Raw genomic sequence first — 24,661 nt, forward strand, 5'->3', positions numbered from 1 at the left:
TGGTGATCACGTTCCTGCTGCTGTTCTTCGTGAACTTCGTGCTCACCACGATCTACCTGCAGGTCGTGCCCGCGAAGGGGAGTTGACGTGGCCACGATCAACGACCGGCTGCGCCGCGTCGCCCGCCGCCCGCTGGAGGTCCTGGACACCCTCGGCGACCAGCTGTGGTTCTACCTGCGCGCGCTGCTGTGGACGCCGCGCACGCTGACCCGCTACCTGCGCGAGACGCTGCGGCTGCTGGCCGAGGTCAGCTTCGGCAGCGGCGCGCTGGCGGTCATCGGCGGCACCATCGGCGTGATGGTCGGCCTGTCGGTGTTCACCGGCACGGTGGTGGGCCTGCAGGGCTTCACCGCGCTCAACCAGCTCGGCACCTCGGCGTTCGCGGGTTTCGTCTCGGCCTACTTCAACACCCGCGAGATCGCGCCGCTGGTGGCGGGCCTGGCGCTGTCGGCCACGGTGGGCTCGGGGTTCACCGCGCAGCTGGGCGCGATGCGGATCTCCGAGGAGATCGACGCGCTGGAGGTCATGGGCATCCCCAGCCTGCCGTTCCTGGTGACCACCCGGATCATCGCGGGCTTCGTGGCGATCGTGCCGCTGTACGTGATCGGCCTGCTGACCTCGTACCTGGCCGCGCGGACCATCACGGTGGAGTTCTACGGCCAGTCCGCGGGCACCTACGACCACTACTTCACCCTGTTCCTGCCACCGGTCGACGTGCTGTGGTCGTTCGGCAAGGTGCTGGTGTTCTCGGTGGTGATCATCCTGACGCACTGCTACTACGGCTACCGCGCCAGCGGCGGCCCGGCGGGCGTGGGCGTGGCGGTCGGCCGCGCGGTGCGCACCGCGATCGTGACGACGAGCCTGCTGGACTTCTTCCTCAGCATGGCGATCTGGGGCACCACGACCACGGTGAGGATCGCGGGATGACGATTCGGCGCAGGCTCCTCGGCGTCACCCTGCTGGTGGTGATCGCCCTGTTCCTCACCTTCACGGTGGCGCTCTACAACGACGCGTTCACCGAGGTAGTGAAGGTGACGCTGAAGACCGACCGGGTGGGCAACCAGCTCCAGCCCTCCTCCGACGTGAAGGTGCGCGGCGTGGTGGTGGGCGAGGTCCGCGCCATCCGCACCACCGGGGACGGCGCGGAGCTGGAGCTGGCGCTGCACCCCGACAAGGTCGAGCGCATCCCCGCCGACGTGTCCGCGCGGCTGCTGCCCAAGACGCTGTTCGGCGAGCGGTACGTCAGCCTGGTGCCGCCCCGCGCCACCACGGCCGCACCGCTGGCCGAGGGCGCGGTGATCGAGCAGGACCGCTCCAGCGGCGCGGTCGAGCTGGAGCGGGTGCTCGACGACCTGATGCCGGTGCTGCGGGCGGTGCAGCCGGAGAAGCTGGCGACCACGCTCACCGCGGTGTCGCAGGCGCTGGAGAACCGGGGCGAGCCGCTGGGGGAGACCCTGGTGGCGCTGGACGCCTACCTCGGCGAGTTCAACCCGCAGCTGCCCGCGCTCAAGGCGGGCATCAGCAGGCTGGCCGACGTGTCCGACGTCTACGCCGACGCCGCGCCCGACCTGGTGCGGGCGCTGGGCGACGCCACCACCACCAGCCGCACCCTGGTCGAGCAGCGCGACAACCTGCTGGCCATGTACGGCTCGCTCACCACCACCTCGCTGGACCTGCACAGCTTCCTGGCGGTGAACAAGAACAACATGATCCAGCTGGCCGACTCCAGCAGGCCGACGCTGGAGCTGATGGCCAAGTACGCGCCCGAGTACCCCTGCCTGCTCGACGGGCTGGCCAGGTTCAAGCCGGTCATGGACGAGGTGTTCGGCAAGGGCACCGACGAGCCCGGCCTGCACATCACGCTGGAGGTCACCGCCGACCGCGGCAAGTACGTGCCGAACCAGGACGAGCCGGAGTACGCCGACAAGCGCGGCCCGCGCTGCTACGACATCACGCCGAGGCCGACCCCGTTCCCGCAGTACCCGCCGGAGGGGCCGGTGCGGGACGGGGCGGTCGCGCCGCCCGCCGGGCGCAGCACCGGCGACGGCGTGCTGCCGCCGACCGCGGCCAGGGGCACCACCTCGCCCTCGGCGGTGGCGTCGACGCCCAGCCTGGCCAACTCGCCGGAGGAGCAGGCGTTCCTCGCCGCGCTGCTGGCGCCGCGCTTCGGCGTGCCCGCCGAGCAGATGCCCGGCTTCACCGCGCTGCTGCTGGGCCCGCTGTACCGGGGGGCGGAGGTGGAGCTGCGATGAGGGACCTGGCCGCGCCGCTGGTGAAGCTGCTGGTCTTCGCCGCGGTCACCATCACGGCGACCGCCCTGCTGGCGGTGACCATCTCCAACGCGAGCTTCACCGACGCCACCGCCTACACCGCGCGGTTCACCGACGCGACCGCGCTGCACGAGGGCGACGACGTGCGCATCGCGGGCGTGCGGGTCGGCCAGGTCGAGGAGGTCCGGGTGGTCGACCGCAGGGTGGCCGAGGTGGAGTTCTCCCTCGACGGCGAGCGCGTGCTGCCCGCGTCGGTGACCGCGACGATCAAGTACCGCAACCTGGTCGGCCAGCGCTACGTCGCGCTGGAGCAGGGCGTGGGCCAGGCCAACGCGGTGCTGCCGCCGGGCGGGGTGATCCCGCTGGAGCGCACCAAGCCCGCGCTGGACCTGACCGTGCTGTTCAACGGGTTCAAGCCGCTGTTCCAGGCGCTGAACCCGGAGGACGTCAACAAGCTCTCGTACGAGATCATCCAGGTGCTCCAGGGCGAGGCGGGCACCGTGGACAGCCTGCTGCGGCACACCGCCTCGCTGACCTCCGCGCTGGCCGCTCGCGACCAGGTCATCGGCGAGGTGGTGGACAACCTCAACGCCGTGCTGGACACGGTGAACTCACGCGGCGAGCAGGTCACCCAGCTGGTGGACACGCTGCAGCGGCTGACCAGCGGCCTGGCGGGCGACCGGGAGCCGATCGGCGAGGCGGTCAGCGCGCTGGGCGAGCTGACCGGCGCCACGGCGGGCCTGCTGGAGGACGCGCGGGCGCCGCTGAAGGAGGACATCGCCCAGCTCGGCCTGGTGTCGCGGACCCTGGCCGACCACGAGGCGGTGGTCGAGGGCGTGTTGAACAACTTCCCGCGCAAGCTGGAGACGCTGTCGCGGACCGCCTCCTACGGCTCGTGGTTCAACTTCTTCCTGTGCGAGGGCACCGGGCAGGTGGCCGTGCCGCCGGTCATCCGCGACCCCGTCCCGATCACCGCCCTGCCCGTCACCCAGCCGAGGTGCCGCCCGTGAAGCCCCAGCGCAACCCGGTGACCACCGGACTGGTCGGCCTGACCGTGATCGCCCTGCTGCTGCTGGCCGCCTTCCACTCCGACGACCTGCCGGTGATCGGCGGCGGCACCACCTACGCGGCCGAGTTCAGCGAGGCCGCGGGCCTGGTGCCGGGCAACGAGGTGCGGGTGGCGGGGGTCAAGGTCGGCGCGGTGACCAAGGTCCGCCTCGACGGCGACCGGGTGCGGGTGTCGTTCAAGGTCAAGGACGCCTGGGTGGGCGACCGCTCCACCGCGGCCATCCGGATCAAGACGCTGCTGGGCCAGAAGTTCCTGGCGCTGGACCCGCAGGGCGGGCAGCCGCTGGACCCCGGCACGCCGATCCCCAAGGAGCGCACGCTGGCCCCTTACGACGTGCAGGAGGCGTTCAACGGGCTGGCCGCCACGGTCGGTCAGATCGACACCAAGCAGCTGGCGGACAGCTTCCAGGTGCTGACCGAGACCTTCGAGGGCTCGGCGGAGAGCGTGCGCGGCGCACTGGACGGCCTGTCCGCGCTGTCGAAGACGATCTCCTCCCGCGACGAGCAGCTGGCCCGCCTGCTCGACGGCACCAGGCAGCTCAGCGGCACCCTGGTCGACCGCAACGAGCAGTTCGAGAAGCTGCTCGCCGACGGCAACCTGCTGCTGGCCGAGCTGCGCAAGCGGCGGGACGCCATCAGCGCGCTGCTCACCGGCACCCGCGAGCTGGCCGAGCAGCTCGGCGGGCTGGTCGCGGACAACAGCGAGCAGCTGCGACCCGCGCTGGAGCAGCTGGACCGGGTGGCCGCGGTGCTCCAGCGCAACCAGGACGACCTCGACCGGGGGCTGGCGCTGATGGCGCCGTTCTTCCGGGTGTTCGCCAACACCCTGGGCAACGGCCGCTGGTTCGACGTCTACATCTGCGGCCTGCTGCCGCCGTCGGTGAACCTCGGCGCGGTGGGCTTCAACGAGGAGGGCTGCCTGCCGCCCGGTGTGCGGCGCAGCGGAGGTGGGGGCTGATGGCCACCAGTCGGATCGGCCGCGACCTGACCCGCGCGGTGGTGATCGCGATCGTGCTCGCCCTGGTCGCCGCGACCGCGATGTGGTGGGCGTTCAGCGGCGCGGGCAGCCGCCGGGTGACCGCGCTGTTCGGCTCCGCGGTCGGCGTCTACCCCGGCTCGGACGTGCGGGTGCTGGGCGTGCGGATCGGCTCGATCGACCGGGTCGAGCCGCAGGGCACCGCGGTGCGGGTGGTCATGTCGATCGACCGCACCGTGAAGGTCCCGGCGAACGCGCAGGCCGTGGTGGTCGCGCCGAGCGTGGTCAGCGACCGCTACGTGCAGCTGGCCCCGGTCTACCGCACCGGCCCGACGCTGGGGGAGAACGCGCTGATCCCGCGCGAGCGCACCGCGACCCCCGTGGAGCTGGACGAGCTGTACGACAGCCTCAACCGGCTCACCGCCGCGCTCGGCCCCAACGGGGCGAACCGGGACGGCGCGCTGTCGGACCTGCTGGACAGCTCCGCGCGGGTGCTCCAGGGCAACGGCAAGGCGCTGGGCGAGACGATCGAGCGGCTCGGCGACGCCACCCGCACGCTGTCCGGCTCGCAGGAGGACCTGTTCGCCACGGTGGACAACCTCTCCGGGTTCACCGCCATGCTGGCCGCCAACGACAGCCAGGTGCGCGACCTCAACCGGCAGCTGGCCGAGGTGGCCGGGTTCCTCGCCGACGAGCGGGAGGACCTGGGCGCGGCGCTGGCCGAGCTGGCCACCGCGCTGGGCCAGGTGCGGGACTTCATCCGGGACAACCGCGCCGCGATCAAGGCCAACGTGGACAAGCTCACCGGCATCACGCAGGTGCTGGTGGACCAGCGGGCCGCGCTGTCCGAGGCGCTGGACGTGGCCCCGCTGGCCCTGGGCAACCTGCAGAACACCTACAACGCCGCCTCCGGCACGCTGGACACCCGCGCGAACATCAACGAGCTCAACCAGCCGCCGATCGTGCTGGTCTGCAAGCTGCTCCAGCAGGTCGAGCCGGGCACCGCGCCGCAGGCGCTGGCGCGGGTCTGCGACCAGCTCGGCCCGGTGCTCAGCGGCACGGTGCCGCTGCCCACGCCCGCCGACGTGATCGGCGACCTCAACCAGGGCAAGCTGCCGCTGCCCCTGCCGCTCGCGGGGGTGCCCCAGTGATGAGGCCAGTGATGAGGCCGGTGACGGGCTTGGCCGTCGTGGGGGCGCTGCTGGCGGGCTGCGGGTCCGGCGGGTTCAACGGCGTGCACACCCTGCCGCTGCCCGGCGGCGCGGACCTCGGCGACCACCCCTACCGGGTGACGGTGCGGTTCGCGGACGTGCTGGACCTGGTGCCGCAGGCCGGGGTGAAGGTCGACGACGTGCCGGTGGGCCGGGTGGAGCGCATCGCGCTGGCCCCGGACGGCTGGACCGCGGAGGTGGTCGTCGCGGTCAACGGCGGGGTGTCGCTGCCCGCCGACGCGGTGGCCCGGCTGCGCCAGTCCGCCCTGCTCGGCGAGAAGTACGTGGAGCTGGACGGTCCCGCCGAGGGCCGCGCCGAGGGCGCGCTGGCCGACGGCGCGGTCATCCCGGTGGAGCGGACCAACCGCAACCCCGAGGTCGAAGAGGTGTTCGGCGCGCTGTCGATGCTGCTCAACGGCGGTGGCGTGGCCCAGCTCCAGGACATCAGCCGGGAGCTCAGCGCCGCGCTGGAGGGCAACGAGGCGCAGGTCAAGTCCCTGCTGGGCAGGTTGAACGCGCTGGTCGCCGACCTGGACTCGCACAAGGCCGAGATCACCAGGGCGCTGGACGGGCTCAACCGGCTCGGCGGCGTGCTGGCCGCCCAGCGCGACCAGGTGGGCGTGGTGCTCGACGACCTGGAGCCGGGGCTGCGGGTGCTCAGCGAGCAGCGCACCCAGCTGGTGACGCTGCTGCAGTCGCTGGACGCGCTGTCCGACGTGGCGGTGGACACCGTCAACCGCAGCCGCGACGACCTGGTGGCCGACCTCCAGGCGCTGGTCCCGACGCTGCGCGCGCTCGCGGAGGCGGGCGCCAACCTGCCCAACGCGCTGGAGCTGCTGCTGACCTACCCGTTCCCGGACTCGGCGGTGGCGGGCGTCAAGGGCGACTACACCAACCTCTACGCCGACATCGACCTGAACCTGAGCACGATCGTGGAGAACCTGGGCCGGTCCCGGCAGAGCCCGCTGCCCGGCGCGGCGCTGCCCGGCATGGGCCAGACCGCGCCGAGCCTGCCGCTGCCGCTGCCCAATCAACCGCTGCCCGCCCAACCGCTGCCCGTGCCGTCCCCGTCCGCCCCGCTGCCCGGCGGCGCCACCGGCGGCGGGTTGGGCGGCCTGCTGGGTTCACTGCTGGGAGGTGGCCGGTGATCCCCCGCGCGACGAAGGTCCGGATCGGCGCGTTCGTGCTGATCGCCCTGCTGGGCGTCAGCTACGTGGGCGCGGAGTACGCCGGGCTGGGCCGGGTGTTCGGCTCGACCGGGTACGTGGTGACGATGCGGCTGGCCGAGTCCGGCGGGATCTTCACCAACGCCGAGGTCACCTACCGCGGTGTCACCGTGGGCCGGGTGGGGCAACTGCGGCTGACCGCCGACGGCGTGGAGGTGGACCTGACCGTCGACCCCGACGCGCCGCCCATCCCGGCTGACCTGGAGGCGGTGGTGGCCAACCGGTCCGCGGTCGGCGAGCAGTACGTGGACCTGCGCCCGCGCCGCGAGGACGGCCCGCACCTGGGCGAGGGCTCGGTCATCCCGCGCACCGCGACCAAGGTGCCGCCGCCGGTGGACGGCCTGCTGACCAACCTGGACGAGTTCGCCCGGTCGGTGCCCGAGGACTCGCTGCGGACCGTGGTGGACGAGCTGCACCTGGCCTTCGACGGGGCCGGGCCGGACCTGCGAGCGCTGCTGGACGGCACCCGCTCGGTCACCGACGCCGCCACCCGGCACCTGCCGCAGACCAGGGCGCTGATCGACAACGGCCTGGTGGTGCTCACCACGCAGGCGGAGCAGGGCGGCGCGATCCGCTCGTTCAGCGGCGACCTCAGGGCGCTGGCCGAGCAGCTCAAGAGCTCCGACGGGGACCTGCGCAGGCTGATCGGGGTGTCCCCGCAGGCGGCCGAGCAGGTCTCGGCGCTGCTCGCGGAGAGCGGCCCCGGCCTGGGCGTGCTGTTCGCCAACCTGCTGACCACGGCGAACATCCTGGTGACGCGGCGGGACGGCCTGGAGCAGATCGCGGTGACCTACCCGCTGGTGGTGGGCGGCGGGTTCACCGTCGCACCGGGTGACGGGCGGGCCCACTTCGGGCTGGCGCTGAACGTGTTCGACCCGCCGCCGTGCACCGTCGGTTATGAGGGCACCACGATCAGGCAGGGCACCGACACCTCGGCGGCGCCGCTGAACACCGGGGCTTACTGTGCGTTGGCCAGGGGCAGTGCCACCAGCGTGCGCGGCGCGCAGAACGCGCCCTTCGGCGGCGTGCCGAGCACGCCGACCGGGAACGCGACGGTCCAGCCGGGCCAGGAGCGCTCCGGCGGCCAGGCCGCCGGGGTGCCGGTGCTGACCAGCCTGGGACAGCTGCTCGGCCTGCCGGGCTGAGCGGGGCGGAGGAGAAGATGGGCACGGGTGTGCGGCGCTGGGCGCTGCCGGTGGCCGCGGTGCTGGCGGTGCTGGCCGCCGGGTACGCGGTGTGGGCGGGTGTGTCCTGGTGGGGCGCCTCGAGCAGCGACTCGGTGGCCTACGCGCGCGAGCGCGACGAGGTGCTGCGGGTCGGCCAGGTCGGCATCGCCAACTTCACCACGCTGGACTACCGCGAGGTGGACCGGGACCTCGACCGCTGGCTGGACACCTCGACCGGCGCGCTGCGCTCGGAGATCGAGTCGGACCGGGCCGTCCGCGCCAAGCAGCTGGCGGACGCCAGGACGGTCACCGAGAGCCGGGTGCTCGACGCGGCCGTCACCGAGCTGGACGACCGCGCGGGCCGGGCACGGGTGATCGCCGTGGTGGAGACCTCGGTGATGCCCGAAGGCGGGCAGTCGGTGAAGAAGGTCGACCGCTATCAGACCGAGCTGACCCGCACCGACGCCGGTTGGAAGCTCAGCGCGCTGGGGCCGGTCCGAGCCGGCGGCGCGTGATCCACGACAGGATTGGACAAGCCCGTGCCCCCCATCCGCCGCCGCCCGGTCCCCACCCCGCCGACCACCCGTCCTCGGGTCGCGGGCCTGCGCAAGCGCACCGCCCCGCAGCACGTGGTCGAGCCCGAGCCCGCCGTTGAGCTTCCCGCCGAGGTCCCCGCCGAGCCGACTGCCGTCGAACCCGAGAATGACGCGCAAGCGCTTGCGGACCCCGCCGGGCCCGCTGAGCCCACTGAGCCCGTGGAGCCCGTCGAGCCGGAGGAGGAACCCACTCCCCGCGTCGCCGAGGACGAGCGGGCGGACGAGGAGTCCTCCGCGAGGCGGTCCGGCTGGGCGCTGCCGGTCGCCCTGGTCGTGCTGGCCGCGCTGCTGGTGGGCCTGGGCGCGTGGTTCCAGACCCGCGCGGGCCAGGTCTCCTACAACCGGGCGCTGGTCGACAGCGCGGCCACCACCGAGGTGGCGGGCGTGGCCCGCGAGGCCGTGGAGAAGTCCTTCTCCTACAACTTCGCCGACGTCGCGGCCACCGAGAAGGCCGCGGCCGAGCTGCTCACCGGCAAGGCCCAGTGCCAGTACAGCGCGATCTTCGAGCCGGTCCGCGCGCTGGCCCCGGAGCAGAAGCTGGTGGTCACCGTGAAGGTGGTCAGCAGCGGCGTCACCTCGCTGGAGGGCGACCGGGCCACCGCGCTGCTGTTCGTGGACCAGGTCACCACCCGGACCACGGACAACCAGAGCGGCGGCGGCATGGCGATGATGCGGGTCGGGGCCCGGCGGGTGGACGACCGGTGGAAGATCGACAACATGGAGATGTTCGGCCAGGGCGGGGACCGGTCCGCCGAGCTGGCGGAGTGCCGCTAGCAAGCCTTGTGAACGTGATGTCGGTCACACTTTCTGGTAAGTCACTTAACGGAACCGCGGAGGTCGTCCTTCGGCGCCTGGACACCCGCCTGCGGTTCACCGCTGCTTGCACCGGTGTATTTCTCCTGGTCAAGGCCGTTACATCGAGTAAACGGGGCTTGCGCCACAGGGGTGATCGCCGTGTGGCATCTTGACTGGGAGCGTCGTCCGGGTCACTCTGTCGGTGAGCACGAGAAAGGTCCTTCCAGGTGCCTCTCGACAGTTGCTGCGCGCGTGGCTAGACTGCCCCTTTGCGCTGCCCTCTTTCCGTTTGCCCTTCGCCGAGAGCTGGATTGCCGGGCATCGCCGCACCCTTGACAGCCGTGCTAGTCCGCTGCTAGCCAGCTACCTGTCCCTGGAAGGACGCATCTTGGCGATCTCTCGCGCGACCAAGGCCACTGCTGCGACCAACTCCACGTCGGGGATTCCCGGAGCGCCGAAGCGAGTCTCTTTCGCGAAGATCCACGAGCCGCTTCAGACGCCCAACCTGCTCGACCTGCAGATCCAGTCCTTCGAATGGCTCACCGGCGACGAGGCGTGGTTCCAGCGCCGCGTCGACGAAGGTGACGAGGCGCCGACGGGCGGCCTCGAAGAGGTGCTCAACGAGATCTCGCCGATCGAGGACTTCTCCGGCTCGATGTCCCTGTCCTTCTCCGACCCGCGCTTCGACGAGGTCAAGGCCTCGACCGAGGAGTGCAAGGACAAGGACATGACGTACGCGGCCCCGCTGTTCGTCACGGCGGAGTTCACCAACCACACCACCGGCGAGATCAAGAGCCAGACGGTGTTCATGGGTGACTTCCCGATGATGACGGACAAGGGCACGTTCATCATCAACGGCACCGAGCGCGTCGTGGTGTCCCAGCTCGTCCGCTCGCCCGGTGTCTACTTCGACACGGCGATCGACAAGACGACCGACAAGGACGTCTTCAGCGTCAAGATCATCCCCTCCCGGGGTGCCTGGCTGGAGTTCGACGTCGACAAGCGCGACACCGTCGGCGTGCGCATCGACCGCAAGCGCCGCCAGCCGGTGACCGTGCTGCTCAAGGCCCTGGGCTGGAGCGCCGAGCGGATCCGCGAGCGGTTCTCGTTCAGCGAGACGCTGCTGACCACGCTGGAGAAGGACCACACCGCGGGCACCGACGAGGCGTTGCTGGACATCTACCGCAAGCTGCGTCCGGGCGAGCCGCCGACGAAGGAGTCCGCGCAGGCCCTGCTGGAGAACCTGTTCTTCAAGGACAAGCGCTACGACCTGGCCAAGGTGGGCCGCTACAAGGTCAACAAGAAGCTGGGCCTGGACATCCCGATCACCACGGGCGTGCTGACCGAGGACGACATCGTCACGACGATCGAGTACCTGGTCCGCCTGCACGCGGGCGAGACGACCATGAAGCCGGGCGAGACCGAGGTGCCGGTCGAGGTCGACGACATCGACCACTTCGGCAACCGCCGCCTGCGCACCGTGGGCGAGCTGATCCAGAACCAGATCCGGGTCGGCCTGTCCCGCATGGAGCGCGTCGTGCGCGAGCGCATGACGACCCAGGACGTCGAGGCGATCACGCCGCAGACCCTGATCAACATCCGCCCGGTGGTGGCGGCGATCAAGGAGTTCTTCGGCACCTCCCAGCTGTCCCAGTTCATGGACCAGATCAACCCGCTCGCGGGGCTGACCCACAAGCGCCGCCTGTCGGCGCTGGGTCCGGGCGGTCTGTCCCGTGAGCGGGCGGGCATGGAGGTCCGCGACGTCCACCCGTCGCACTACGGCCGCATGTGCCCGATCGAGACGCCGGAAGGCCCGAACATCGGCCTGATCGGCTCGCTGTCCTCCTTCGCGCGGGTCAACCCGTTCGGCTTCATCGAGACGCCGTACCGCAAGGTCGTCGACGGCCGGGTCACCGACCAGATCGACTACCTGACCGCCGACGAGGAGGACCGGTACGTCAAGGCGCAGGCCAACGCCAAGATCGACGAGGACGGCAACTTCACCGAGGACCGCGTCCTGGTCCGCAAGAAGGGCGGCGAGGTCGAGTTCATCGACCCGCGCGACGTCGACTACATGGACGTCTCGCCGCGCCAGATGGTGTCCGCGGCGACCGCGCTCATCCCGTTCCTGGAGCACGACGACGCCAACCGCGCCCTGATGGGCGCGAACATGCAGCGCCAGGCGGTGCCGCTGCTGCGCAGCGAGTCGCCGCTGGTGGGCACCGGCATGGAGCTGCGCGTCGCGGTCGACGCGGGCGACGTCGTGGTGGCCAAGAAGGCGGGTGTGGTCGAGGAGATCTCCGCCGACTACATCACCGTCATGGCCGACGACGCCTCGCGGCAGACCTACGCGCTGCACAAGTTCCGCCGGTCCAACCAGGGCAGCTGCATCAACCAGAAGCCCATCGTCAACGAGGGTGACCGGGTCGAGGTCGGCCAGGTCATCGCCGACGGGCCGTGCACCGAGAACGGCGAGATGGCGCTGGGCAAGAACCTGCTCGTCGCGATCATGCCGTGGGAGGGCCACAACTACGAGGACGCGATCATCCTCTCCCAGCGGATCGTCCAGGACGACGTCCTGACCTCGATCCACATCGAGGAGCACGAGATCGACGCCCGCGACACCAAGCTGGGCGCCGAGGAGATCACGCGGGACATCCCGAACGTCTCCGAGGAGGTGCTGGCCGACCTCGACGAGCGCGGCATCATCCGCATCGGCGCCGAGGTCCAGCCGGGCGACATCCTGGTCGGCAAGGTCACCCCCAAGGGCGAGACCGAGCTGACCCCGGAGGAGCGCCTGCTGCGCGCGATCTTCGGCGAGAAGGCCCGCGAGGTGCGCGACACGTCGCTGAAGGTGCCGCACGGCGAGTACGGCAAGGTCATCGGCATCCGCGTGTTCAGCCGCGAGGACGACGACGAGCTGCCCCCCGGCGTGAACGAGCTGGTCCGCGTCTACGTCGCCCAGAAGCGCAAGATCCAGGACGGCGACAAGCTGGCCGGTCGGCACGGCAACAAGGGCGTCATCGGCAAGATCCTGCCGGTCGAGGACATGCCGTTCCTGGAGGACGGCACCCCGGTCGACATCGTGCTGAACACGCACGGCGTGCCGCGTCGTATGAACATCGGCCAGGTGCTGGAGACCCACCTCGGGTGGATCGCCAAGCAGGGCTGGAGCATCAACGGCGACCCGGACTGGGCGAAGAACCTGCCCGCCGACCTGTACGAGGTGGAGCCGGGCACGAAGACCGCCACGCCGGTGTTCGACGGCGCGCGCGAGGACGAGCTGATGGGCCTGCTCGGCTCGACGCTGCCCAACCGCGACGGCGAGCGCATGGTGAAGGAGGACGGCAAGGCGGTGCTCCTGGACGGGCGCAGCGGCGAGCCGTTCCCGTTCCCGGTGTCGGTCGGCTACATGTACATCCTCAAGCTCGGCCACCTGGTGGACGACAAGATCCACGCGCGGTCGACCGGCCCGTACTCGATGATCACGCAGCAGCCGCTGGGCGGTAAGGCGCAGTTCGGCGGTCAGCGCTTCGGTGAGATGGAGTGCTGGGCGATGCAGGCCTACGGCGCCGCCTACACCCTGCAGGAGCTGCTGACCATCAAGTCCGACGACGTGCTGGGTCGCGTGAAGGTCTACGAGGCCATCGTCAAGGGCGAGAACATCCCGGAGCCGGGTATCCCGGAGTCCTTCAAGGTGCTGCTCAAGGAGCTGCAGTCGCTGTGCCTCAACGTCGAGGTGCTGTCCTCGGACGGCGCCGCGATCGAGATGCGCGACGGCGACGACGAAGACCTGGAGCGCGCGGCCGCGAACCTCGGCATCAACCTGTCGAGGACCGAGTCGCCGTCCGTGGACGACGTCGTCAACTGACCCTCGCCGGTCACCGGGGGGCGCCTCCCGCGCCCCCCGGTGACCCCGCCACCAGCTCCTCCCAAGCACCGATTCGAAAAAGGGGAAGAGAGTAGACGTGCTCGACGTCAACTTCTTCGATGAGCTCCGCATCGGTCTCGCGACCGCGGACGACATCCGCCAGTGGTCCTACGGCGAGGTCAAGAAGCCCGAGACCATCAACTACCGCACGCTCAAGCCGGAGAAGGACGGCTTGTTCTGCGAGAAGATCTTCGGTCCCACCAGGGACTGGGAGTGCTACTGCGGCAAGTACAAGCGCGTCCGCTTCAAGGGCATCATCTGCGAGCGCTGCGGCGTCGAGGTGACCCGCGCCAAGGTGCGCCGCGAGCGGATGGGCCACATCGAACTGGCCGCGCCCGTCACGCACATCTGGTACTTCAAGGGCGTCCCCAGCCGGTTGGGCTACCTGCTCGACCTGGCCCCCAAGGACCTCGAGAAGATCATCTACTTCGCCGCCTACGTCATCGTGGGCGTCAACACCGAGCTGCGCCACAACGACCTGCCCACGCTGGAGAGCGAGATGCAGGTCGAGCGCAAGCGCGTGGAGAACCGCCGCGACGCCGACGTGGAGGCGCGCGCGCAGAAGCTGGAAGCCGACCTGGCCGAGCTGGAGGCGGAGGGCGCCAAGTCCGACGTCCGGCGCAAGGTCAAGGAGGGCGGCGAGCGCGAGATGCGCCAGATCCGCGACCGGGCCCAGCGCGAGCTGGACCGCCTGGACGAGATCTGGAGCACCTTCACCAAGCTGGAGAAGGCCCAGCTGATCGCCGACGAGCTGCTCTACCGCGAGCTCTACGACCGCTACGGCGACTACTTCACCGGCGCCATGGGCGCCGAGGCCATCCAGAAGCTGCTGGGTGACTACGACGTGGACGCCGAGGCCGACGTGCTGCGGGAGACCATCCGCAGCGGCAAGGGCCAGAAGAAGCTGCGCGCCCTCAAGCGGCTCAAGGTCGTGGCCGCCTTCCAGGCGACCCGCAACAACCCGCAGGGCATGGTCCTGGACTGCGTCCCGGTCATCCCGCCGGACCTGCGCCCGATGGTGCAGCTCGACGGTGGCCGCTTCGCCACCTCGGACCTCAACGACCTGTACCGCCGGGTCATCAACCGCAACAACCGCCTCAAGAGGCTGATCGACCTCGGCGCGCCCGAGATCATCGTCAACAACGAGAAGCGGATGCTGCAGGAGGCCGTCGACGCGCTGTTCGACAACGGCCGCCGCGGCCGTCCGGTCACCGGTCCGGGCAACCGGCCGCTGAAGTCGCTGTCCGACCTGCTCAAGGGCAAGCAGGGCCGGTTCCGCCAGAACCTGCTCGGCAAGCGCGTGGACTACTCCGGCCGCTCGGTCATCGTGGTCGGCCCGCAGCTGAAGCTGCACCAGTGCGGCCTGCCCAAGCAGATGGCGCTGGAGCTGTTCAAGCCGTTCGTGATGAAGCGGCTGGTGGACCTCAACCACGCGCAGAACATCAAGTCCGCCAAGCGCATGGTCGAGCGCGCCCGCCCGGCCGTGTGGGACGTGCTGGAAGAGGTCATCACCGAGCACCCGGTGCTGCTCAACCGCGCGCCCACGCTGCACCGGCTGGGCATCCAGGCGTTCGAGCCGCAGCTGGTCGAGGGCAAGGCCATCCAGCTGCACCCGCTGGTCTGCGAGGCGTTCAACGCCGACTTCGACGGTGACCAGATGGCGGTGCACCTGCCGCTGTCGGCCGAGGCGCAGGCCGAGGCGCGCGTGCTGATGCTGTCGTCGAACAACATCCTCTCGCCCGCGTCGGGCAAGCCGCTGGCCATGCCCCGCCTGGACATGGTGACCGGCCTGTACCACCTGACCCGGCACAAGGAGGGCGACCTCGGCGAGGGCCTGGCGTTCTCCTCGCCCGCCGAGGCGCAGATGGCCTTCGACCGCAAGGTCCTCGGCCTGCAGGCGATGGCCAAGATCCGCATCTCGGACAAGAACCCGCCGAAGGGGCAGGAGCCGGAGGGCTGGGAGCCCGGTCAGCCGTGGCTGGCCGAGACCACCCTGGGCCGGGTGCTGTTCAACGAGATCCTGCCGCAGGACTACCCCTTCATCAACGAGGTCATGCCCAAGAAGCGGCAGGCCACGATCATCAACGACCTCGCCGAGCGGTACCCGATGGTCACCGTCGCCCGGACGCTGGACAAGCTGAAGGACGCCGGTTTCCACTGGGCCACCCGCTCCGGCGTGACCGTGGCGATCTCCGACGTGCTGATGCCCGCCGCCAAGCAGAGCATCCTCGACGAGTACGAGAAGCTCGCCGACGCGGTGGAGAAGCGCTACCAGCGCGGTCAGCTCTCCTACACCGAGCGCAACAACGAGCTGGTCAAGGTGTGGACCAAGGCGACCGAGGAGGTCGCCGAGGCGATGGAGGCCAACTTCCCCGAGGACAACTCGATCCGCATGATCGTGAAGTCCGGGGCGGCGGGCAACATGACCCAGGTCCGCTCGCTGGCCGGTATGCGCGGTCTGGTGACCAACCCGAAGGGCGAGTACATCCCGCGGCCGATCAAGAACTCGTTCCGCGAGGGCCTGTCGGTGCTGGAGTACTTCATCGCCACGCACGGCGCCCGCAAGGGTCTGGCCGACACCGCGCTGCGCACCGCCGACTCGGGTTACCTGACCCGTCGTCTGGTGGACGTCTCCCAGGACGTCATCATCCGCGAGGTCGACTGCGGCACCAGCCGCGGTGTGAACATGACCGTGGGCGAGCGCCAGGGCGACAAGGTGGTGCTGGCCGAGTTCGCGCAGACCAGCGTGTACGCCAGGACGCTGGCCGAGGACATCACCGACGCGAACGGCAACCTCGTGCTCAACCGCGGTGACGACCTGGGCGACCCGGCGCTGGCCACGCTGGTCGAGGCGGGCGTGACCCGCGTCAAGGTCCGCTCGGTGCTGACCTGCGAGTCGGCGGTCGGCGTGTGCGCGTCCTGCTACGGCCGCTCGATGGCGACCGGCAAGCTGGTCGACGTCGGCGAGGCCGTGGGCATCGTCGCCGCCCAGTCGATCGGTGAGCCCGGCACGCAGCTGACCATGCGCACCTTCCACCAGGGTGGTGTCGCCGGTGACGACATCACCACGGGTCTGCCCCGCGTGCAGGAGCTGTTCGAGGCTCGGGTGCCCAAGGGCAAGGCGCCCATCGCGGACGTCGACGGCCGGGTGCGGATCGAGGACAACGACCGCTTCTGGAAGATCACCCTCATCCCGGACGACGGGTCCGAGGAGATCGTCTTCGACAAGCTGTCCAAGCGCCAGCGCCTGGCCAACACCCCCACGGGCCCGCTGCAGGACGGCGACCACGTGGCCGTCGGCCAGCAGCTGCTGGAGGGCACGCCCGACCCGCACGAGGTGCTGCGCATCATGGGTCCGCGCGAGGCCCAGCTGCACCTGGTGCAGGAGGTCCAGAAGGTCTACCGGGCCCAGGGCGTGGCGATCCACGACAAGCACATCGAGGTCATCGTGCGGCAGATGCTGCGCCGCGTGACGATCATCGACTCGGGCGCGACGGAGTTCCTGCCCGGCTCGCTCGTGGAGCGCGCGGAGTTCGAGTCCGGCAACCGCCAGGTCGTGGCCGAGGGCGGCGAGCCCGCCGCCGGTCGCCCGGTCCTGATGGGCATCACGAAGGCGTCGCTGGCGACGGACTCGTGGCTGTCCGCGGCCTCCTTCCAGGAGACGACGCGCGTGCTGACCGACGCCGCCATCAACGGCCGGTCGGACAAGCTCATCGGCCTGAAGGAAAACGTGATCATCGGCAAGCTGATCCCGGCGGGCACCGGCATCAACCGGTACCGGAACATCCAGGTCCAGCCGACCGAGGAAGCGCGCGCCGCGGCCTACGCCATCCCGAGCTACGACGACGGCTACTACACGCCGGACGTCTTCGGCACGGGCACCGGCGCGGCCGTGCCGCTGGACGACTACGACTTCGGCCGCGACTACCGCTGACCGGAGCCAGTCACGGGAAAGGCCCCCGGAGCACCTGCTCCGGGGGCCTTTCCCCTACTCCGAACATCCCACCCGGCGCGGTCGGGCGTCCCCGACGCCGCCTGCGCGGCGATTCAGGACGAGAAGAACAGGCCACCGAGGCCGCGGTGCTTGCGGTGGCCGTAGTGGCCGCCGTAGTGCGGCTGCGCGCCCCAGCCGGGCTGGGCGTAGCCGGGGGCCGGAGCGGCGGGCGGCGGGGGCGGCGGAACGGCCATCTGGGTCTCCAGCCGGGTGATGGCCTCCAGCTCGCCGTAGTCCAGGAAGACCCCTCGGCAGCCGTCGCACTGTTCGATGTGCACGCCCATGCGGTCGTAGGTGCGCATGTTCGCATGACACTTGGGACACTGCATCGTGTTGAGCCTCCTGCTCTCGGTGCGGTATGCGCGATATTAGCCACGTTGGCCGATGCCGGTGGCGGAGATGATCCGTCCGCAGGCGTCGATCAGGGCTTCCTGCTCGTCGGTCAACGCCGTGCCGTCGCGCTCCGCGGCGGCGAGGGCACGTGCTGCCATCTGCACCACCAACGCGCGGGCCGGGACGTCCAGTTCCGCCCACGGGTCGTGCGGTGACACGCCGGTCCCGCCCGCGGCGAGGTAGGCGTCCAGCAGCCGCCCCCACAGCTCCGGGTCCAGCACGCCCGCCGCGTGCAGGGCGGCGGGGCGGGCCAGGTCCCACGCCGGGTCGCCGGTGCCGAGGTCGTCCACGTCGATCAGCCGCCACCCGCCGTCCCGGCGCACGAGCTGGCCCAGGTGCCAGTCGCCGTGGATGAGGGTGGTCGCCGCGGTGTCCAGCGGGGGCAGCGTGGCGAAGGCGCGCAGCACCCGCCGGGCAGCCGCGGAGCCGCGCGGCAGTTCCCGCACCGCGCGCTCCAGCCGGGGCCGCGCGCCCGAGGGGGGCAGCGGTCCGGCGAAGTCCGCGGCGGTGAAGCGGTGCAGCGCGGCCAGCATCGCGCCAGCTTCTTCCAGCGGCACCGCGTCGGGGTCGCGCGGCGGCACCGGTTGCCCCAGCGGCCACGCGGTCACCACCCGCCCGGCGACCACGGCCGGGGCCGCGCGGGGGGCGAGCAGCAGCCCGCCCAGCCGCGGGTCCCCGGCCAGCCGCAGCCGGGCGGACAGCGCGCCGAGGTCGGTGCCCGCCTCGTGCGCCTTGAGCACCACGTCGCCCACCCGCACCACCACGACGTCCCCGCGCACCGCGAGGACGACGGGCTCGGCGTCGGCCGCGACCAGCGCGGCCATGCCCGCGACGAGATCGGAGTTCACCCGATCAGTGTGACCGGGCCCGGACCGCGCTCAGGTGGCGGTCAGGCACACGGTCGTGGCGGGCTCCGAGTAGACGCGCGGCGTGGCCGGGGCCGCGCACGCCGTGGCGTCCGCCTTGCCGCGCACCACCTTGGTGACCTTCTCCACCGACGGCCCGCAGGCCACCTTCGAGTACAGCTTGGCGGCGCGGTAGGTGTCGAGCTTGAGGCACTCGCCCTCGTTGACGTTGAGCATGAAGCACTTGCGCAGCTTCCGGGTGGACTTGCGGCCCGACCGGCCGGTGTCGGCGAAGTAGTCGCCGTCCGGGCAGCGCGGGTTCACGGAGGTCTCGCTGTAGCCGACCTTGTAGGCCGCCTTCGGCGCGGCGCAGTCCACCTTCACCAGGTCGTAGTCGTCGCGCGACTTGCTCCTGGGCTCCGCGCAGTCGCCCACGCCCGGCGAGGTGCGGGAGATGAAGAAGAACATCGCGCCGATGGCCACCACGACGACCGACGCCACCACGATCCCCAGCTTGGTGGCCCGGCGGCGCTTGTCCGGCGGTGTGCGCATGTGCGCCTGCCACTCCGGCGGTATGGGGTGGCTGCTGCTGGTCACTCCGGTCACGGGTGTCCCCCCTCAGATGGACAGCTTGCGGTCGACGTCCGCGGCGTTGGGCGGTTCGTCGGCAAGCATGTCGTAGACGTCCTTGCCGCCCGCCTTGGCGTTGTCCACCAGCGTGGTCCCCGCGTTGGTCAGCGCGTCCCGGCCGAACTGCTGCGCGGAGCCCTTCCAGCCGCCGGGCCCGAGCACGTTCCCGGCGGCGTCGCGCCCGCGGAAGACGTCCATGGCGTCCTTGCCCGCGAACTTCTCCGCGGTGGTGCGCCACCACTTGGGGCCCGCCAGCCTGCCGCTGAGCACCTTCAGCGCCTTGCTGATCTTCTGCAGGATGGCGGTGACCTTCTGCACGATCCGCGTGACGCGGGAGGTGGCCACCGCGATCTCGGCGGTGGTGGCCGCCGCGGCGGCCACCTCGGAGGCGCCCAGCGTGGGCACGGCCGCCGCCTGCGCGGCCAGCCAGGTGATGATCAGCCACTCGACCAGGCTGGCGATCAGGTCCATGACCAGGTCGTAGGCGGTCTTCATGAGCGCTTTGCTGCCGTTGAGGATGTCCACCACGCCGGCGGCCTCGCCGCTGGTGCCCATGATCCCCTCGGCGAACTCGGCCAGCCGCTCGCGACTGGCCCCCGACGCCGCGCCCTGCCAGGACTCCAGGCCGGTCTCCACGGTGGTGGCGAACTTCTTCGCCAGCCCCTCCAGGTCCTTGCTGACCTTGTCGAACTTCTCCGCGGCGATGCCCAGCTGCTCCTCGTCGCCGGTGACCAGCTTGAGCGCGTCGTCCAGCGGCTTGATCAGGTCGACCAGGAAGCCGAGCCCGAAGGTGAGCAGGGTGTGCAGCGGGTCGACGACCAGGCCCGCGATGGGCAGCTCGGCGACGAAGCCCTGGATCTCGCCGACCGCCGCGTGCACCTCGGCGGGGTTGCCGCTGGTCAGGTCGCCGAGGGCGGACCAGGCCTTCTGCCCGCTCTCGTAGAGCCCGCTCTCCTGCAGGGTGCCGACGAACCCCTCGCCCTTGAGGAAGCCGTCGCCGCCGTCCTCGCTGGTCCAGTAGTTGTCGTCGCGGACTTCCTGCTCGGTGCTGACCGTCTTCTCCTCGGTCACCTCACGCCCCCGATCCGACCGAGGGCGGCTTGGCCGCGCCGCCGAGCTGCCTGCCGATGTCCTCCAGCGCGTCCGCGACGGCCTGGTTCACGTCGCGGTAGTGCTCACCGGACAGCGACAGCTGGTCGCCCAGGTCGGTCATCCGCTCGACCATCTTGTCCATGTGGTCCATGAAGGTGTTGGTCAGCTCGACGTAGTCGCCGTAGGTCAGCGCCTGGCCCAGCAGGCCCCAGGAGATCTCCGGCACCACGGCCGCGCTCGCCTCCTGCTTGATCTTCTCCGCGTCGGCGGCCAGTGCGGTCACGTCCCTGCCGCACTTGGTCACCGCCGCCGCGTCCACTCCGAATGCCATCGGTGCTCCTCCTCAGTGGGATTCCGGCGGGTCTCAGCGCAGGATCGGGCCGAAGCCCTCGTCGGGGTCCTCCTCGTGCGGCGGCGCCGGTCGGCGCGGCGGCGCGGGTGGCTGGACCCGAGGGGGGAAGTGCGGCGCCTGCGGCGGTGGCGGCGGCGCGACCGGTGGGCGGGCGCCCGCCTGCTGGAGGAACGTCGCGCCCGGCGCGGGCGGGGGAGGGGGCGGCGGGGCCTGCTCGGCGGGGTTGACGCCGAAGACCTCCTCCTGCACCTTGTTCACCCGCGCGGCGATGTCGATCTGGTCGCCCGCGAACTGCTGCACCAGCTCCGCCGAGCGGCGTGCCGAGTCGGCGACGGCGGTCCGGATGGTGCTCATGATCGTGCGGGACAGCGCGGGCGGTGGCATGCGCTGCGCCTCCGGGCCGAGCTGGAGGTCCAGGACCGCGCCGCCCGGACCGGCCACCACGGTGACCGCCCGATCGGGTGAGATAGCGGTCACGCGCAGTTGTGCCATCTGCTCTTTCATCTGCTGGTAACCCGCGAGCCGCTGCTCGGCCTTGCGGCCTGCCTCGGCGATCTCGCGGACGCGCTGGTCGGACACCTGGCCCCCGTGGTAGGTCGTGCGATTGCCCGCTCTGTCTACTGCATTCGGCCGCTCGTGGGAGTAGTTTTGATCGCGGACGGCGCTGTGAGTTGGACTGGTCCGGGTGCGTGACGGACCGCGCGGAAAGCGCAGGCAGCGGGCCCGACTCGGGCCAAGCCCGGCGGTGGTGACCCCGTTTTGACCAGTGAGAGCGGCGGGGGGTATCTTTGGTACTCGTGCCCGACCCATGTCGGGCCGCTCCGCGTGCCTACGCGCCAGTGGTGCTGGAGAGCCGGCCGCGGTGACCTCCACTCGTAGGGGCATCCTGGGATGTCGCCTGCGGACCCGGGGACACAGTGCTCGGCCGCCTCGGCTTTCGGCGAGGGGCGCGACACGCCCGACCTCGGGTGCAGAGAGGGACCAAGTAAACAGTGCTCGGCCGCCCCGCGGGCGAGACGTGAACGGAAGAAGCAGCCGGCGTATGCCAACGATCCAGCAGCTGGTCCGAAAGGGCCGCCAGGACAAGGTCGCCAAGCAGAAGACCGCGGCGCTCAAGGGCAGCCCGCAGCGGCGCGGTGTGTGCACCCGCGTCTACACCACGACGCCCAAGAAGCCGAACTCGGCGCTGCGCAAGGTCGCCCGCGTGAAGCTGACCAGCGGCATCGAGGTCACGGCTTACATCCCGGGTGAGGGTCACAACCTGCAGGAGCACTCGATGGTGCTCGTGCGCGGTGGCCGTGTGAAGGACCTCCCCGGCGTCCGTTACAAGATCATCCGCGGCTCGCTCGACACGCAGGGCGTGAAGAACCGCAAGCAGGCTCGCAGCCGCTACGGCGCGAAGAAGGAGAAGAGCTGATGCCCCGCAAGGGACCGGCCCCGAAGCGGCCGCTGATCTCCGACCCGGTCTACAGCTCTCCGCTGGTGACCCAGCTCATCAACAAGGTGCTGGTCGACGGCAAGCGCTCCGTGGCCGAGCGGATCGTGTACGGCGCCCTGGAGGGTGCCCGCGAGAAGACCGGCACCGACCCGGTGGTGACGCTCAAGCGCGCCCTGGACAACGTCAAGCCCGCGCTGGAGGTCAAGAGCCGCCGCGTCGGTGGCGCGACCTACCAGGTGCCCGTCGAGGTGAAGCCGGGTCGCTCGACCACGCTCGCCCTGCGCTGGCTGATCACCTTCTCCCGGCAGCGCCGTGAGAAGACCATGGTCGAGCGCCTGATGAACGAGCTGCTCGACGCGAGCAACGGCCTGGGCGCGAGCGTCAAGCGCCGCGAGGACACGCACAAGATGGCCGAGTCGAACAAGGCCTTCGCCCACTACCGCTGGTGATCCGACGCCCGGCCGGGGAACACCCGGCCGGGCTCTCCCAGCCCTAGTGAGCCTGCTACCAGCTAGCTCAAGACAGGGGAAACACCCGTGGCACAGGACGTGCTCACCGACCTGGCCAAGGTCCGCAACATCGGGATCATGGCCCACATCGACGCGGGCAAGACCACGACGACCGAGCGGATCCTCTTCTACACGGGGATCAACTACAAGATCGGCGAGGTCCACGACGGCGCCGCGACGATGGACTGGATGGAGCAGGAGCAGGAGCGCGGCATCACCATCACGTCCGCCGCGACGACCTGCTACTGGAAGAACCACCAGATCAACCTCATCGACACGCCCGGCCACGTCGACTTCACCGTCGAGGTGGAGCGCAACCTCCGCGTGCTCGACGGTGCCGTGGCGGTGTTCGACGGCAAGGAAGGCGTCGAGCCCCAGTCCGAGCAGGTCTGGCGGCAGGCGAGCAAGTACGACGTGCCGCGCATCTGCTTCGTCAACAAGATGGACAAGCTCGGTGCGGACTTCTACTTCACCGTGCGCACCATCTCCGAGCGCCTCGGCGCCAAGCCGCTGCCGATCCAGCTGCCGATCGGCGCCGAGAGCGACTTCATCGGCGTCGTCGACCTGGTCGAGATGCGGGCGCTGACCTGGCGCGGCGAGGTCCAGAAGGGCGAGGACTACGCGGTCGAGGAGATCCCGGCCGACCTGGTCGACCGGGCCAACGAGTACCGCGAGCAGCTCATCGAGGCCGTCGCGGAGACCGACGACGCCCTGATGGAGGCCTACCTCGGTGGCGAGGAGCTGACCGTCGAGCAGATCAAGGCGGGCATCCGCAAGATCGTCAACGACGGCACGGCCTACCCGGTGCTGTGCGGCTCGGCGTTCAAGAACAAGGGCGTGCAGCCCATGCTCGACGCGGTGATCGACTACCTGCCGTCGCCGCTGGACCTGCCGCCGGTCGAGGGCACGCTGCAGGACGGGGAGACCCCGGCCACCCGCCGCGCCGCCAGCGACGAGCCGTTCTCGGCCCTGGCGTTCAAGATCGCCGCGCACCCCTTCTTCGGCAAGCTGACCTACATCCGGGTGTACTCGGGTCGGGTCGCCTCCGGCACCCAGGTCATCAACTCGACCAAGGACCGCAAGGAGCGCATCGGGAAGATCTTCCAGATGCACGCCAACAAGGAGAACCCGGTCGACGAGGCCATCGCGGGCCACATCTACGCCGTGATCGGCCTGAAGGACACCACCACCGGTGAGACGCTGAGCGACCCGCAGTCGCCCATCGTGCTGGAGTCGATGACCTTCCCCGAGCCGGTCATCCAGGTGGCGATCGAGCCCAAGACGAAGGCCGACCAGGAGAAGCTGGGCACCGCGATCCAGAAGCTCGCCGAGGAGGACCCGACCTTCCGGGTCAACCTGGACGAGGAGACCGGGCAGACCATCATCGCGGGCATGGGCGAGCTGCACCTGGACATCCTGGTGGACCGGATGCGCCGCGAGTTCAAGGTCGAGGCGAACATCGGCAAGCCGCAGGTGGCCTACCGGGAGACCATCCGCCGCAAGGTGGAGAAGTACTCCTACACCCACAAGAAGCAGACCGGTGGTTCGGGCCAGTTCGCGAAGGTCCTGATCGACATCGAGCCGCTGGAGAAGAACGCCGAGGGCGCGCTCTACGAGTTCGTCAACGCGGTCACCGGTGGTCGCATCCCGCGGGAGTACATCCCGTCGGTCGACGCCGGTGCCCAGGACGCGATGCAGTACGGCGTGCTGGCGGGCTACCCGCTGGTCGGCATCAAGGTGACGCTGGTCGACGGCGCCTACCACGAGGTCGACTCCTCCGAGATGGCGTTCAAGATCGCCGGTTCGATGGCGCTCAAGGAAGCCGCTCGCAAGGCCGACCCGGCACTGCTCGAGCCGATGATGGCGGTCGAGGTGACCACGCCCGAGGAGTACATGGGCGACGTCATCGGCGACCTGAACTCCCGCCGTGGCCAGATCCAGGCCATGGAGGAGCGCAGCGGCACCCGCGTCGTCAAGGCGCTGGTCCCGCTGTCGGAGATGTTCGGGTACGTCGGCGACCTGCGGTCCAAGACCCAGGGTCGCGCGAACTACTCGATGACGTTCGACTCCTACGCCGAGGTTCCCACGAACGTCGCGAAGGAGATCATCGCGAAGGCGACGGGCGAGTAACCCCAACCGGAGCACCGCAGCACCACGCGGGCTCTCCGG

General features: G+C 70.5%; 20 protein-coding genes and 1 pseudogene. 15 read left to right on the forward strand and 6 right to left on the reverse strand.

Going from position 1 to position 24,661, the window contains the following annotated elements; genetic code table 11:
• The 12 genes and pseudogenes from IEZ00_RS36690 to IEZ00_RS16425 form a co-directional block, all read left to right on the forward strand.
• Positions 1 to 86 (forward strand): annotated as a pseudogene (locus tag IEZ00_RS36690) (ABC transporter permease); the annotation flags it as partial.
• A 1-nt stretch (position 87) separates the two neighbouring features.
• A complete protein-coding gene (locus tag IEZ00_RS16375; RefSeq protein ID WP_189224121.1) occupies positions 88 to 927 on the forward strand; it encodes an MlaE family ABC transporter permease in 840 nt (279 codons plus the stop codon).
• Positions 924 to 2,252: an MCE family protein gene (locus IEZ00_RS16380; RefSeq protein WP_189224122.1), complete on the forward strand. Its 1,329-nt coding sequence runs from the start codon at positions 924 to 926 to the stop codon at positions 2,250 to 2,252. The genes IEZ00_RS16375 and IEZ00_RS16380 overlap by 4 nt, the downstream gene beginning before the upstream one ends.
• On the forward strand, positions 2,249 to 3,280 hold the full coding sequence (locus IEZ00_RS16385; protein WP_189224123.1) for an MCE family protein: 1,032 nt from the start codon (positions 2,249 to 2,251) through the stop codon (positions 3,278 to 3,280). Before IEZ00_RS16380 ends, IEZ00_RS16385 begins: the two co-directional genes overlap by 4 nt.
• The gene (locus IEZ00_RS16390; RefSeq protein WP_189224124.1) at positions 3,277 to 4,296 is read left to right on the forward strand and encodes an MCE family protein; all 1,020 of its coding nucleotides are present in this window, start codon (positions 3,277 to 3,279) and stop codon (positions 4,294 to 4,296) included. The genes IEZ00_RS16385 and IEZ00_RS16390 overlap by 4 nt, the downstream gene beginning before the upstream one ends.
• Complete coding sequence (locus IEZ00_RS16395) at positions 4,296 to 5,465, forward strand: MCE family protein (protein ID WP_189224125.1); 1,170 nt, start codon at positions 4,296 to 4,298, stop codon at positions 5,463 to 5,465. Before IEZ00_RS16390 ends, IEZ00_RS16395 begins: the two co-directional genes overlap by 1 nt.
• Before the next feature lie 11 nt (positions 5,466 to 5,476).
• The gene (locus tag IEZ00_RS16400; protein WP_189224126.1) at positions 5,477 to 6,673 is read left to right on the forward strand and encodes an MCE family protein; all 1,197 of its coding nucleotides are present in this window, start codon (positions 5,477 to 5,479) and stop codon (positions 6,671 to 6,673) included.
• Entirely contained in the window at positions 6,670 to 7,896 is a 1,227-nt protein-coding gene (locus IEZ00_RS16405; RefSeq protein WP_189224127.1) for an MCE family protein, read from the forward strand. The genes IEZ00_RS16400 and IEZ00_RS16405 overlap by 4 nt, the downstream gene beginning before the upstream one ends.
• Before the next feature lie 17 nt (positions 7,897 to 7,913).
• On the forward strand, positions 7,914 to 8,432 hold the full coding sequence (locus IEZ00_RS16410; protein ID WP_189224128.1) for an Rv1363c family protein: 519 nt from the start codon (positions 7,914 to 7,916) through the stop codon (positions 8,430 to 8,432).
• Between the two features lie 24 nt (positions 8,433 to 8,456).
• Positions 8,457 to 9,287: a hypothetical protein gene (locus tag IEZ00_RS16415; protein ID WP_189224129.1), complete on the forward strand. Its 831-nt coding sequence runs from the start codon at positions 8,457 to 8,459 to the stop codon at positions 9,285 to 9,287.
• 409 nt (positions 9,288 to 9,696) lie between these two features.
• The gene (gene rpoB / locus IEZ00_RS16420) at positions 9,697 to 13,179 is read left to right on the forward strand and encodes a DNA-directed RNA polymerase subunit beta (protein WP_189224130.1); all 3,483 of its coding nucleotides are present in this window, start codon (positions 9,697 to 9,699) and stop codon (positions 13,177 to 13,179) included.
• Between the two features lie 97 nt (positions 13,180 to 13,276).
• On the forward strand, positions 13,277 to 17,173 hold the full coding sequence (locus IEZ00_RS16425; RefSeq protein WP_189224131.1) for a DNA-directed RNA polymerase subunit beta': 3,897 nt from the start codon (positions 13,277 to 13,279) through the stop codon (positions 17,171 to 17,173).
• A 113-nt stretch (positions 17,174 to 17,286) separates the two neighbouring features.
• Here IEZ00_RS16425 and IEZ00_RS16430 read toward each other — a convergent pair whose 3' ends face one another.
• Genes IEZ00_RS16430 through IEZ00_RS16455 form a run of 6 tightly spaced genes read right to left on the reverse strand, consistent with a single transcriptional unit; the run spans position 17,287 to position 21,124 of the window.
• Positions 17,287 to 17,562 carry a TFIIB-type zinc ribbon-containing protein gene (locus IEZ00_RS16430; RefSeq protein WP_189224132.1) on the reverse strand — a complete coding sequence of 92 codons (276 nt, stop codon included), beginning with the start codon at positions 17,560 to 17,562 and terminating at the stop codon, positions 17,287 to 17,289.
• 39 nt (positions 17,563 to 17,601) lie between these two features.
• Positions 17,602 to 18,474, reverse strand: a complete 873-nt coding sequence (locus IEZ00_RS16435; RefSeq protein ID WP_229795801.1) for a phosphotransferase — start codon at positions 18,472 to 18,474, stop codon at positions 17,602 to 17,604.
• 30 nt (positions 18,475 to 18,504) lie between these two features.
• The gene (locus IEZ00_RS16440; RefSeq protein WP_189224133.1) at positions 18,505 to 19,077 is read right to left on the reverse strand and encodes an LppU/SCO3897 family protein; all 573 of its coding nucleotides are present in this window, start codon (positions 19,075 to 19,077) and stop codon (positions 18,505 to 18,507) included.
• A gap of 12 nt (positions 19,078 to 19,089) precedes the next feature.
• Entirely contained in the window at positions 19,090 to 20,172 is a 1,083-nt protein-coding gene (locus IEZ00_RS16445) for a WXG100 family type VII secretion target (protein WP_189224134.1), read from the reverse strand.
• 1 nt (position 20,173) lies between these two features.
• On the reverse strand, positions 20,174 to 20,524 hold the full coding sequence (locus IEZ00_RS16450; RefSeq protein WP_189224135.1) for a hypothetical protein: 351 nt from the start codon (positions 20,522 to 20,524) through the stop codon (positions 20,174 to 20,176).
• 33 nt (positions 20,525 to 20,557) lie between these two features.
• On the reverse strand, positions 20,558 to 21,124 hold the full coding sequence (locus IEZ00_RS16455; protein WP_189224136.1) for a YbaB/EbfC family nucleoid-associated protein: 567 nt from the start codon (positions 21,122 to 21,124) through the stop codon (positions 20,558 to 20,560).
• A 463-nt stretch (positions 21,125 to 21,587) separates the two neighbouring features.
• On the opposite strand from IEZ00_RS16455, the gene rpsL reads away from it, so the two are divergent.
• The 3 genes from rpsL (at position 21,588) to fusA (ending at position 24,622) form a co-directional block, all read left to right on the forward strand.
• Entirely contained in the window at positions 21,588 to 21,962 is a 375-nt protein-coding gene (rpsL, locus tag IEZ00_RS16460; RefSeq protein WP_030473471.1) for a 30S ribosomal protein S12, read from the forward strand.
• Entirely contained in the window at positions 21,962 to 22,432 is a 471-nt protein-coding gene (gene rpsG, locus IEZ00_RS16465) for a 30S ribosomal protein S7 (RefSeq protein ID WP_189224137.1), read from the forward strand. Before rpsL ends, rpsG begins: the two co-directional genes overlap by 1 nt.
• 87 nt (positions 22,433 to 22,519) lie before the next feature.
• The gene (gene fusA, locus IEZ00_RS16470) at positions 22,520 to 24,622 is read left to right on the forward strand and encodes an elongation factor G (protein ID WP_189224138.1); all 2,103 of its coding nucleotides are present in this window, start codon (positions 22,520 to 22,522) and stop codon (positions 24,620 to 24,622) included.
• The last annotated feature ends 39 nt before the right edge of the window (positions 24,623 to 24,661 follow it).

It is taken from the genome of Saccharothrix coeruleofusca, assembly GCF_014648515.1.
GTDB classification, from domain to species: Bacteria; Actinomycetota; Actinomycetes; order Mycobacteriales; family Pseudonocardiaceae; genus Actinosynnema; species Actinosynnema coeruleofuscum.